At 35.2% G+C, this 12,003-nt stretch carries 14 protein-coding genes; 4 read left to right on the forward strand and 10 right to left on the reverse strand.

Going from position 1 to position 12,003, the window contains the following annotated elements; all coding sequences use genetic code 11:
* Positions 1-124: 124 nt before the first annotated feature.
* The 10 genes from pdxH to HGC4_RS11700 all read right to left on the reverse strand — a co-directional run bounded on the left by pdxH (position 125) and on the right by HGC4_RS11700 (position 8,873).
* Positions 125-763, reverse strand: coding sequence for a pyridoxamine 5'-phosphate oxidase (gene pdxH / locus HGC4_RS11655; protein WP_050710313.1), 639 nt, complete (start codon positions 761-763; stop codon positions 125-127).
* A 1-nt stretch (position 764) separates the two neighbouring features.
* Positions 765-1,232 carry a hypothetical protein gene (locus HGC4_RS11660; RefSeq protein ID WP_050710314.1) on the reverse strand — a complete coding sequence of 156 codons (468 nt, stop codon included), beginning with the start codon at positions 1,230-1,232 and terminating at the stop codon, positions 765-767.
* Between the two features lie 96 nt (positions 1,233-1,328).
* The gene (gene tsf, locus HGC4_RS11665) at positions 1,329-2,153 is read right to left on the reverse strand and encodes a translation elongation factor Ts (RefSeq protein ID WP_050710315.1); all 825 of its coding nucleotides are present in this window, start codon (positions 2,151-2,153) and stop codon (positions 1,329-1,331) included.
* Positions 2,154-2,347: 194 nt separating this feature from the next.
* Positions 2,348-3,190 carry a 30S ribosomal protein S2 gene (rpsB, locus tag HGC4_RS11670; RefSeq protein ID WP_050710316.1) on the reverse strand — a complete coding sequence of 281 codons (843 nt, stop codon included), beginning with the start codon at positions 3,188-3,190 and terminating at the stop codon, positions 2,348-2,350.
* 194 nt (positions 3,191-3,384) lie between these two features.
* The gene (gene rpsI, locus HGC4_RS11675; protein WP_050710317.1) at positions 3,385-3,771 is read right to left on the reverse strand and encodes a 30S ribosomal protein S9; all 387 of its coding nucleotides are present in this window, start codon (positions 3,769-3,771) and stop codon (positions 3,385-3,387) included.
* A gap of 5 nt (positions 3,772-3,776) precedes the next feature.
* Entirely contained in the window at positions 3,777-4,232 is a 456-nt protein-coding gene (gene rplM / locus HGC4_RS11680) for a 50S ribosomal protein L13 (RefSeq protein ID WP_050710318.1), read from the reverse strand.
* A gap of 375 nt (positions 4,233-4,607) precedes the next feature.
* Positions 4,608-5,402 carry a hypothetical protein gene (locus tag HGC4_RS11685; RefSeq protein WP_050710319.1) on the reverse strand — a complete coding sequence of 265 codons (795 nt, stop codon included), beginning with the start codon at positions 5,400-5,402 and terminating at the stop codon, positions 4,608-4,610.
* A 38-nt stretch (positions 5,403-5,440) separates the two neighbouring features.
* Positions 5,441-6,784 carry a hypothetical protein gene (locus HGC4_RS11690; protein ID WP_050710320.1) on the reverse strand — a complete coding sequence of 448 codons (1,344 nt, stop codon included), beginning with the start codon at positions 6,782-6,784 and terminating at the stop codon, positions 5,441-5,443.
* Positions 6,781-7,329, reverse strand: coding sequence for an RNA polymerase sigma factor (locus tag HGC4_RS11695; protein WP_050710321.1), 549 nt, complete (start codon positions 7,327-7,329; stop codon positions 6,781-6,783). Before HGC4_RS11695 ends, HGC4_RS11690 begins: the two co-directional genes overlap by 4 nt.
* Before the next feature lie 128 nt (positions 7,330-7,457).
* Positions 7,458-8,873, reverse strand: coding sequence for an ATP-dependent DNA helicase (locus HGC4_RS11700; protein WP_050710322.1), 1,416 nt, complete (start codon positions 8,871-8,873; stop codon positions 7,458-7,460).
* 198 nt (positions 8,874-9,071) lie between these two features.
* Between HGC4_RS11700 and HGC4_RS11705 the strand changes: the two genes are divergently transcribed.
* The 4 genes from HGC4_RS11705 (at position 9,072) to HGC4_RS11720 (ending at position 11,964) form a co-directional block, all read left to right on the forward strand.
* Entirely contained in the window at positions 9,072-9,896 is an 825-nt protein-coding gene (locus tag HGC4_RS11705; RefSeq protein ID WP_050710323.1) for a DUF3822 family protein, read from the forward strand.
* Positions 9,893-10,441 carry an RsmD family RNA methyltransferase gene (locus HGC4_RS11710; RefSeq protein WP_050710324.1) on the forward strand — a complete coding sequence of 183 codons (549 nt, stop codon included), beginning with the start codon at positions 9,893-9,895 and terminating at the stop codon, positions 10,439-10,441. The genes HGC4_RS11705 and HGC4_RS11710 overlap by 4 nt, the downstream gene beginning before the upstream one ends.
* A complete protein-coding gene (locus tag HGC4_RS11715; protein WP_050710325.1) occupies positions 10,438-11,334 on the forward strand; it encodes a glycosyltransferase family 2 protein in 897 nt (298 codons plus the stop codon). The genes HGC4_RS11710 and HGC4_RS11715 overlap by 4 nt, the downstream gene beginning before the upstream one ends.
* An 87-nt stretch (positions 11,335-11,421) precedes the next feature.
* Positions 11,422-11,964: a DUF4924 family protein gene (locus HGC4_RS11720; RefSeq protein ID WP_050710326.1), complete on the forward strand. Its 543-nt coding sequence runs from the start codon at positions 11,422-11,424 to the stop codon at positions 11,962-11,964.
* The last annotated feature ends 39 nt before the right edge of the window (positions 11,965-12,003 follow it).

The raw sequence follows: 12,003 nt of genomic DNA on the forward strand, positions 1-12,003 counted from the left end.
TTTTCGATAGGCTTCGTAGTTTTGGTTTATAATTATTACAAATGAATAATATTTATCTCACATTTGCAAATCTTTACTACCTATTTTACAATATAAATTAACCTTTTCAGTTATTCGGCTAAAATTAAGGAGCTAATCTATTAATTATCCATTCCTTATTTTCATAAGTATATTGAATTCTGTCATGTAAACGATTTGCGCGTCCTTGCCAAAATTCGACCAAAGTAGGACGAACAAGATACCCTCCCCAATTTGCGGGTCTTGATATTTCAACATTAGCAAATTTCTGCTCAAAATCGGCAACCAAGTTTTCCAGATATTCACGATTAGGCATTATTGAACTTTGAGGCGAAGACCATGCCCCCAGTTTACTAGCTACAGGACGCCTCTCGAAGTACAAATCAGACTCCTCAGGTAGAATCTTCTCTACCCGCCCCTCAATGCGAACCTGCCTCTCTAACTCTTGCCAGACAAAAGTTAGGGCACAGTTCGAATTCTCAGCCATTTGTTTTGCTTTTCGGCTATCATAATTTGTAAAAAATACAAAGCCCTCACTTCTTACCTGTTTTAACAATACAATTCTTGATGATGGCTTCATATCAAACCCTACGGTAGCCAAATTCATGGCATTAGGCTCTAAAGCTTCCGCCTCAATAGCCTCTTTAAACCATATCTCAAACTGTGCTATTGGATTTAGCAAAACATCCTTTTCATCTAAAGTACGAAGTGTGAAATCTCTCCGCAAATCAAAAATATTAATCATACTATTTTACACCTTTCTTTATAAGATTCTTTTTCACAAGCGAGATAAATTCCATTTTTTCATCATCAGAAATCTCCAATGATATAGACAAGTTTTTTCCATTTTTGTAAAGAACTTTGATCTTCTTATCCACATTCAAATATATCTCTTTTATTTCAACAAAATATGTATACTTTATGTTGTTCAATCTCGTAAGATAATACAGACCATTTTCGTCGACTTCCGCCACAACCATATGCTCTCTTCGATAGTACGAAATTGATCTAGATATATAAACTATTGCCACAATGACAATTACAATAAAAAGCACTATAAACTCATCCAAAATATTAAGAAATAATGTCAGCGAAAACAAAAGTAATAACGCAACTAACACAGCGATTAAACAACCTAGAATAAATAATCCAATTATAAGATATGTTAGAGCATATAGCTTAGGTCTTCGGGTTGAGAAATATTGTTTTTTCATTTTCTACTAAACGTTTCAGCTAAAGAATATAAAAAAGAAAGCCGCACTCTTGGAGAGCACGGCTTTCGTATACTATAATATATTGAAGTCAATCAATTACTCTGCATTCAAGGTAACACGTTTGAATTCAGTAACTGTCAATTCTTTATCTACTGATTGAAGATATTGCTCAATATTTTGTTTTGGATTCTTAATGAATTCTTGTTGAAGAAGAGTAAATTCTTTGTAGAATTTAGTCAATGCACCTTCAGCAATTTTGTCGATAAGATTTTCAGGTTTTCCTGCTTCCAAAGCTTTTTCTTTAGCAAGAGCTAACTCCCTTTGTTTGATTTCTTCCGACACATGTTCAGCTTTCAAAGCAACAGGATTCATTGCTGCAATTTGCATAGCAATGTCTCTTCCTACTTGAGCATCAACATTAGGCTTGTTAAATCCTACAATTGTAGCTAATTTGTTACCTGGGTGAACATAAGCAACTACAGTTGGAGCAATAATAGTTTCGTACGCACCGATCTCCATTTTCTCACCAGTTATACCCATACGGTCTACAACTACATCTGAGATTTTACGACCTGCAATTTCCAAGTTATTTAGTGCATCCAAATCAGCAGGTTTGTTTGCTAATGCTACGTCTAAGATAGAAGTAGTCATTCCAACAAATTCAGAGTTGATTGCTACGAAGTCAGTTTCACATCTTACAGCAACAATTGTTGCGAAATCGCCATTTGTACCTGCAAGTACGCAACCTTCAGAAGCTTCACGATCGCCACGTTTTGCTGCGAAAGCTTGTCCTTTTTTACGAATTACTTCGATTGCTTTTTCGATATCTCCTTCTGCTTCGCTCAATGCATTTTTACAATCCATCATACCCGCACCTGTTCTCTTACGAAGGTTTTGGATATCAGCCATAGTAACTGCCATATCTTTATATTATTTTTTGATTATTAATATTCTGGTCTAGAACTTTCTTATTCTTTGGGCAGGCACAATATCGACAGATAGTTATAACTTTCAAATACGACATTAAATACTGCTTTTTCTTAAGAAAGCAAAAGGTCAAGAGTGAGCCCAAGAAACTTATCCTTAGTACTTACTCTTAACCTTTAGTATAATTATTATTCTTCGTCTTTAACGAATTTGCTTGTAACAGCAGCTTTCAAAGCATCGTCATCATCTTTCGTGGTGCGTTCTTTTTTAGCTGTAGTTCTTTTGCGGTCTTTTTTAGCACCATCTTCTTGTGCTTCAGCAGCAGTACTATCTGCTTTCTCTACTTTTCTTTCTTCCAAACCTTCTTTGATAGACTCGCAAAGGTGAGAAAGAATTACTTCGATAGATTTAGAAGCATCGTCATTTGCTGGAATAACAAAGTCGATATCAGAAGGGTCTGAGTTTGTATCTACCATAGCAAATACAGGAATACCCAAACGTTGAGCTTCTTTAACTGCAATATTTTCTTTCAATACGTCAACGATAAACAATGCTGCTGGTAAACGAGTAAGATCTTGGATAGATCCTAATGTTTTTTCCAATTTAGCACGTTGGCGAGTAACTTGAAGTTTCTCTCTTTTAGAAAGAGTATCAAATGTACCGTCTTTGATCATTTTGTCGATAGTCGACATTTTTTTCACTGCTTTACGGATAGTTGGGAAGTTGGTTAACATACCTCCTGGCCAACGCTCAATTACGTAAGGCATATTTATTGATAGTGCTAGATCAGCAACAACTTCTTTCGCTTGCTTTTTAGTAGCCACGAATAAAATTTTCTTTCCTGATCTTGCTATTTGTTTCAATGCAGCAGCAGCTTCGTCAGCTTTTGCGATTGATTTGTAAAGGTCGATAATGTGAATGCCATTACGCTCCATGAAAATGTAAGGAGCCATTGCTGGATTCCACTTTCTTTTTAAGTGTCCGAAGTGTACACCAGCTTCTAATAATTGGTCAAATTCTAATTTTGCCATTTTTGTTTTTTTAATGCGTTTACTTTCTTTTTCTGTAATTGAATTGTCGGGTAGCTCTTTGTATGAAGTCCCGCCAATTTAGATACTAAACGTAACTTTTGACCGACGTATCATATCTACGTCTATATTTCTATTCTCTCCTATAAACTTATGCAACCAAAAGCAAATGTTCGAGGGAGAAAGCCATATCCAAATTAACGTTTTGAGAATTGAAATTTCTTTCTTGCTTTAGGTTGTCCTGGTTTTTTACGTTCAACAACACGAGGATCACGAGTCATGAAACCTTCAGCTCTTAAAGCAGGTTTATCATCAGCGTTGATCTTCACTAGAGCACGAGCAATACCTAGACGAGCAGCTTCTGCTTGACCTTTGTATCCACCACCGTTCAAATTGATCTTAATGTCATATTTCTCGGCAACACCTAATTTATTTAGAGGTTGGTTTACAACATATTGAAGAATTGTTGATGGAAAATAATTTGCTAGTTCTCTTTTGTTGATAACAATTTTCCCAGTTCCTTCGCTTAGGTATACGCGAGCTACTGCAGCTTTGCGTCTTCCAATTGCATTTATTACTTCCATTGTTATTATTTAAGAGTGTTAATATCTATTACTTTTGGCTGTTGAGCATCATGTTTGTGCTCTGTTCCACCATATACATAAAGGTTTTTCAATAAAGCTGCACCTAATTTATTCTTAGGTAACATACCTTTAACCACTTTATGCATTAAGCGATCAGCTCCTTTACCCATCAATACTTGAGGAGTTGTTGCACGTTGTCCACCTGGATAACCTGTATATCTCAAATACACACGTTCTGTCCATTTGTTACCGGTAAGAACTACTTTATCAGCATTAATGATGATAACATTATCTCCACAATCAACATGGGGAGTAAAGCTTGGCTTGTACTTTCCTCTCAAAAGCATAGCCACCTTTGAAGCCAAACGGCCTAAAGTTTGACCTGATGCATCAATCACAACCCATTCTTTTTTAGCAGTTGCTTTGTTTGCAGAAATGGTCTTATAACTTAAAGTATCCACTTTCTTTATTTTTTAATTTGGTTAATGACTTTTATTTGACAACATTGGTTTTACTTATTTACTAAGGACACTTATTTAAGCAAATAACCAGCTATATATCAAATATTTATATTCACATTTATAATAATCGGCTCGCAAAGGTACAGATTTCCTGTCAATTATCAAAAAAATACTATAAATTATCAAGAAAAAGAGAGAATAAAAAAACTGCATCCTTCGCGAGTCATGTATTTCTGATATTTCCGAGGTAATATCTACACCTATTACCTTTTAGATCAATCGACTTTTTGAAGAATAAAGCAAAAAGGGTTGTCCACAATCATGGACAACCCTTACTATATATCATATCAAAATTACTCCTTGGAGTATTCTCTATTATTTTTCAGTTTCTTTCCAATATCCTAAACCAACTCCCGATTTCAAGTAGTAAAGTTCTGCTTTCTTAGTAGTTGGATTTTCATAAATATATCTAAACCAAACATACATCAACACGCCATTGTCTGGAATAGTTGATGGTGTATGCTCATTTCTGAAACTTGTAAAATCAACTACTACAGGTTTGGTCTTAGGTTTCGCTGTTGCACCTTCTGTAGCAACACCTGTTTTCACTAAAGTAACATCTACTATAACTGTATTTTCAGCCAAGGCGTTTCCATCTTTATCTTTTTGACTATCCTTGTCATAAGAGAAAACCACATCAAAATTTTGGTTATCACCTTTCAGATCTGCCGAAAACTGGAACAACCATCTATTTTTGAAAGACATGTTTTGATCTGGCACATCTATAATTACAGATTTAAATGGACTATTGTTCACTAAAGTATCCATTGGTTGATTTCTTACAACCTTATGAGGTCTAGGAAATACTTCATTTACCGAAATATATTCTGCTTGGCTTATAGTTGTACCACCACCCAGATTATTTAGATTTACTTTATAAGAGATCAATGCTGCATCTCCTGCACTTACATCGGTTAAACCTGTACCAGTTATATAAGCCAGTCCATAACCTATTTTTATAGCAGCATACAATTTACCTGTAGCTGGATCTTCTTGGATAAAAGTAAAAGTTTTAGAAGCTGATGTTGTAGATTCATTATCTCCCAAACACGAGGAGAAGACCGTAGCCAACACAGCTATTACGCACAAATACAAAGAGGTCTTTTTCATAATTAATTATTTCTATTGTTTCTATTTAGTATATTAATTTAAAAGCCAAACTTCAATCCTAGATTGAGATTAAACAGCCATTTTTTATCTGAAAATATAGTTTGATACTCATTTCCTGCATCAAAATAATAAGCCCCTCCAAAACTGGAAAAAACAGATAACTTATTATACAAAGGATAACTTATACCTAATAAACCTGTTACCGAAAACTGGGGTCTGTCTTGAGAAACCTTACGGCTTGTAGACTTACCAAAATTAAGCAAACCATCTACATTACTATCGCTATTTAGTTTTCCATAAATATCTTTTTGAATCATACCTCCCACTGAAGTATAAAATTCGATTTTCTTCCACTCAACCAATTTATAATTTACAGACAGAGGCACACCCAGATAGTGGAAATATTGCAAATCATTTTGCTTAAATTCCATATTCGGATCCTCCTTTATTCTTGCTGAAACATAAGTATATACAATACCGCTTTCTATCGAAATTCTATTCGTTATTTTTTTATTGACAGCAATTCCAAAAGAGACTGGCTGGTTATGCTCCATCTTCAACCTCTCTCTCTTCAACATGTTTACAGCCCCATCTGAAGAAGCATTCGCATAGCGAAGAGCGTTTGTAACATCATCAGATTTAGACAATCCACTACCTCCCCCCAAACCTAGAGTTATTCCTTTAGGCTCAGAATCGCTTCGTTTTGTTTTTTTAGGAATATTATTGTCTGCCAAAATATTCTTAGCCCTATCGCCCTCAGCCTCAAAAGCCGCTATTCGGGCTTTCAGATCCTCATCAAAAGCTGCATCTTTTGGCTGAAATTTCTCAGAGCTCTTTTCTTCTGCAACATAAATATCATTATTAACTATTGATGAGCTTCTATTTTCTGAGGTTGCAGTAATGGTTGCTTTTCCGGATGTTGTTTTTTCCGATAGCACTTCTGCCTTTAGAGGAGATTCAACAGTGGCTTTTTCAGACACAGCTTTAGTCTCTACTTTAGATTCAGCCAATAGCATATATGAAGAGTGTTTCTTTACAGACTCTTCACCGATGTCTGACAAACTAGACTTTTCTGAGTTTATTATTTTATACTTTTCCTGAATCTGACTATCTCTTGTTGTATTGTCATTCATCAAAAGGGCAACACTTTCAGAATTCTGTTCCTGAGGTATAAAAAACAAAACACCTAAAACCACAGCAGCAGCGGCAGTAGCCCACGTCAAAATTCTATATATAGGAGTTTTAGCAGGCGCTTTCTCTATCACCGGAAGAGCTGGCAGATCAGCCTCAATCCTCTCCCATAATAATGGAGGAAGCTCAGGCTCAAAACCATTTAGCTTTGAGGAAAAAATATCCTTTATGTGATCCTTGTCCGGTTTCATTGTCTTTTTAAGTATGCTTTAATCTTTTCTTGTAATAACAACCTTGCTCTGATGTATTGAGAACGAGATGTCCCCTCGGCTATGCCTAGCGCTTCACTTATTTCTTTATGAGAATATTCCTCTATTGCATACAAGTTGAAAACCGATCTATACCCTTGAGGTAATTCTTGTATCATTTTCATCAATTCCGTTTCTGAAATTTTAGCCGTATCATCCTCCGAATCATCTCTTATTTCATCAATATCAGACAGATTTTCAATATCTTCCGAGTATTGTTTTTTTATTTTATCCTTACGAATGGTTTCTAATGCCAAATTTATAAAAACTCGTTTCATCCACCCCTCAAAAGAACCTTTTCCTTCGTAAGAAATTATATGTGCAAAAACTTTTAGAAACCCATCATGCAATAAATCCTGTGCAGAATCTGCATCTGACGAATACCGCAGACAAATACCATACATCACACGAGCATATCGTTCGTAAACGATTTGCTGTGACCTACGATCTTGTTGCTTGCATCCCTCTATTAGTTGCAATTCTTCCATTCGGATTTTTAGGTTCAGTTATTAGATGAATACAACTTCAGAATGTTGCTTTCTGTTGTTGCATTTTAATTAAATTAACAAAATATTAAGAATTGAAGTCTCCCTTATTATATATCAATATGATCCTCTTAAAAAAACTCATCTGGCAAATTCACCAAATAAAGTCGTTTAGAGGCACGGGTTAAAGCAGTATATAACCAACGATAGAAATTTATGCCCAGATGTTCTTCCGTTATATACCCAATATCCAAAAAGATATTCGTCCACTCTCCACCTTGTGCCTTATGACAAGTAACAGCATATCCATACTTTACTTGTACCGCATTATAAAAAGGATCGACTTTCATCTTCTGCATTTTTCCATTCTTGGTTGTTATATCAGTGTAATCCTCCAATATATTATAGAACAGTTCTGCGTTCTTCTCTTGAGACAGTCCGGTAGTATCAGAATGTAAGGTATCTATTAATATCTTTATTTCCAATTCTATATCATAATCGGGATGCTTCACTAAAACATCACAAAATCGGAAACCATATATCTCTTGTGTACGTCTGACTCTTAATATTTCAAGTAGTTCGCCATTCGCCAAGAAATCAATCTGCTCAACATTCTCAGTCCAAAAGTAATTATTTTTAGTGACCATGAGCATATCTCCCGACGACAATTCTTCTTCTCTATACAATATTCGATTGCGAACACCCTCATTATATATATTAGCTCTCTTATTTGAACGAGATACAATCATGGTCTCTTCTATACCATCTCTATCATAAGCTGCTGATATTTCATCGATCAGTTCTTCACCCGAAACCTTTCGAATATCGTCGAAGCCTTCTAATTTCAATTTAGGGAATAATTCGGTCGTATTTTCCAATAATGCATTTCGTATATGTGTTGCATTAAATAATATACCTGAGTTTTCTGCCTGCCTTACAATTTGGGTCATCGTTGTACTCCAAACCTCCAAACCGTATCCTTTCAGCGTATCTATTTGCAAAGCTGGGCTAGTCTCCTGCATCACGGGTGGTAACTGAGCCTCATCGCCAATAAGCAATAATCGGCAATTCTCTCCACCATATACATAATGAATCAAATCGTCTAAAAGTCTACCCGAACCAAAACTAAAGGAATCAATACCATCATTGCTAATCATCGACGCTTCATCTACAATAAATAAAGTATCTTTGTGCAGATTATCCATAGGCACAAAACCCGAAGCCTCGCCCGAAAAGCGTTTCTGCCGATATATTTTTTTATGGATCGTAAATGCAGGATGGTTGGAGTAGCTTGAGAAAACTTTTGCTGCACGTCCGGTAGGTGCTAACAAAACCGTTTTTTGTTCAAAATCGGTCATCGTTTTTACCAAAGCTCCAATTAGTGAAGATTTTCCTGTTCCCGCATATCCTTTGAGCAAGAAAACGCCATCGGAAGTTCGCGAAAATAGAAAATCAGTTATCTGATCCAAAGACGACGCCTGTTCGCCGGTCGGTTCAAACGGGAAGTTCTTTTTAATCTGTTCTAGGAAGAAACTATTTAGAGACATTTGATATTTAAATTCAGGTCACAGACCTATTTTGCATTTTAGCTTTACAAGAGTTATTCTTGCTGTCATCACAACTCGCAAGTGAAAAGTTTTATCTTGACAAAAGCAAGGCTCTATTTATTTTGCCTCACTTATTAAGGTATAAAAATAGTACATAAAGTTTCTTTTTCTAAATTTGTAAACATTAAATAAGATATTATGTTTCTACCAGACAATATTGATCTCGGAAAATCAGAAAAATACATTCTGACAATTCGTATAACACCCAACGGCTTAGCGTTCTCCATACACGAACCGCGCATGGGTGGCAATTATTGTTATCGGGAAACTTCTTTTTCGAACGAATCGGATAGACTGAGCAACATTCAACGTATAATTTTCGACTACAATTTTCTGACACAAGTTTTTATACAAACCAATGTTGTCTTTGTTTCGAAAGAGTATGATATTGCCCCCCGTTATTTATTCGAAAAAAATAAAAAAGAAGCATTATATAACTTTACCCATCAGGAACAAGTTGAACAAGTTCTGATTAGCCCTGACCCAATTCAAGACAATATTACCATATTTAATGCTGATAAAGAAATTTATAAATTTCTGATGCGCAGTTTATATAATCCTACCTTTTTTCATCATTCCAATTTATTAATGAAATACATTGAGGGCAAAAACAGAATTGCTGAAAAGCGTTCGAAGATGTACCTCAACTTTCACAACGAGTTTCTCGATGTATTTTGTTATGATGAAAAATCTAATTTGCTTCATGCAATTACATTTCAACATGAGAATGGGCATAATCTCATATATTTCATTCTGAATATCTGGAACAAATGCAACTTTGACCAGAATCAGGATTACTTGTATATCCTTGAAAATTTTGCAGGTTCTGATAAGTTTGTTCTTCCAATTCTTCGCGATTATATCAAACGCATAGAAACGGTTGGAGTACCCAGCGAAGTAGAGTTTATGGAAACAGACAGCAGAAAAGCCCCTCTTGACTTATTAATATTAGCAACCATATGAGAATTGTTAGCGGACGATATAAAGGACGTCGATTAGAACTTCCTAAAAACTTCAAAGCGAGACCGACAACTGATTTTGCGAAAGAAAATTTATTCAATATACTTAGCAATTCAATTGATTGGGAAGATGTAAAGGCTCTCGATTTATTTGGAGGAACGGGTAGTATCAGCTTCGAACTGGTATCAAGAGGATGCCCTCAGGTTACATGTGTAGAAAAATTCGCCCCTAATTATTCTTTCATCGAAAAAACTCAAAAACTTCTTGAAGCCAACGAATTAAGAATATTCAAGATGGATGTTTTTAAATTTCTGGACATTTCCAAAGATCAGTTCGATTTTATTTTTGCAGATCCGCCTTACGATCTTCCTTTCCTGAAAGAGGTACCTAAACTTATCTTTGAGAAGAATCTTTTGAAACCCGGAGGAGTATTTGTGATGGAACATTCGAAATCAGACGATTTTTCATCAGCTCCTTTATTCAAAGAGAAAAGAGTTTACGGCAGTGTCAACTTTTCTATATTCGAGAAAGAAGAAAGTGTTGAATGATTTCAGTATGTATCCCGATATATAATACTGATGTTACAAAGCTTGTAACAGACCTACATCTACAATGCGAGGCTTTGGATGCTCCGTATGAAATACTTTTGATTGATGATGCTTCGGACTTGCCCTTTCAAACGATCAATAGAGAATTATCGAAACTTGAAAATATACATTACGAAGAACTTCCTGTTAATATTAGCAGGGCTAAAATCCGTAATCTTTTCCCGCAAAAAGCAGCGCATCCTTATCTTATTTATATAGATAATGATGCTCAGGTCTGTTCCCCACATTATATTTCTACTTACATAAAAATGCGATCGCCAGGCATAGTGTGTTATGGTGGATGCGAGTACCTACCTTGTAAAGACAGTCAGCATTCATTACGTTGGCTTTTCGGGATGTATAGAGAAGCTATTTCGATAGAGACACGAAAAGAACATCCTGATCAGTATTTCTCGACTTTCAATTTCATGATAGATAAGCGGGTTTTACTACTTACTCCTTTCGACGAAAGTATACAAGAATACGGATATGAGGATGTTGTATTTCATACCGAAATAATAAAACAAGGACATCATATTACTCAAGTCAATAATCCATTGATTCACACAGGCATCATCTCAAACGATGAATTTCTTAAAAGAACAGAGTCAGCTCTGGAGAATCTATATTTATTACAAGAATCGGGGAATGACAAAGTAGACTTAACCGAAACAGTAAAACTTCTTAAGACTAAGTCTAAGATTGACAGATTAAGGCTAACGCGGCTTGTTTCCTTCTCTTTTCAATTGCTGAAAAAAAGTTTCATTAAGAATCTTTTAGGAAATAAACCCAGTTTATTTATTCTCGATCTCTATAAACTAGGTTATCTTTGCACCTATTCAAGGCAAAAATAATTACTTTGATAAATACAATAATAAGAGACAGTTATAGTTATAAGATTTAGCAATCGTTACTTAAACATCTTACTTAATCGAAAAAGAATGCTAATAGCCAAACAAAAAAAGAACGAAAATATTGCTGAATATTTGCTATATATGTGGCAAATAGAAGATATTCTAAGGGCAAACAAATTAGATATTGATGTTATAGAAGAAAGTATCATTAATAAATTTGACCAGACTGATGATATTAAAAAAGAAATAAAAGATTGGTATGAAGGCTTAATCGAGATGATGAAACTAGAAGGTATAACTGAAAAGGGACATCTTCAAATCAACAAAAATGTAATTATCGATCTAACCGACCTTCATTTAAGATTACTTAAATCGCCCAAAGAACCCGAATACATCTCAAACTACTACAAAACGCTGCCTTTTATTGTAGAGCTGAGAGCAAAATCTGAAGACAAAAGTACCCCCGAACTAGAAACTTGTTTCTCTGCTTTATACGGATTCTTATTACTACGCTTACAGCAAAAGGAAATTTCGGGAGAAACTCAAGCAGCAATATCTCAAATCAGTTCATTTCTTCGAATGCTATCTAACAGATACCATTTAGACAAAGAAGGGAAGTTAGAGATATAAAATCACATACCGTTTTACTTTCTAAGCAAGCAATAATAA

The sequence above is a fragment of the Dysgonomonas sp. HGC4 genome (assembly GCF_001261715.1).
Lineage (GTDB): Bacteria > Bacteroidota > Bacteroidia > Bacteroidales > Dysgonomonadaceae > Dysgonomonas_A.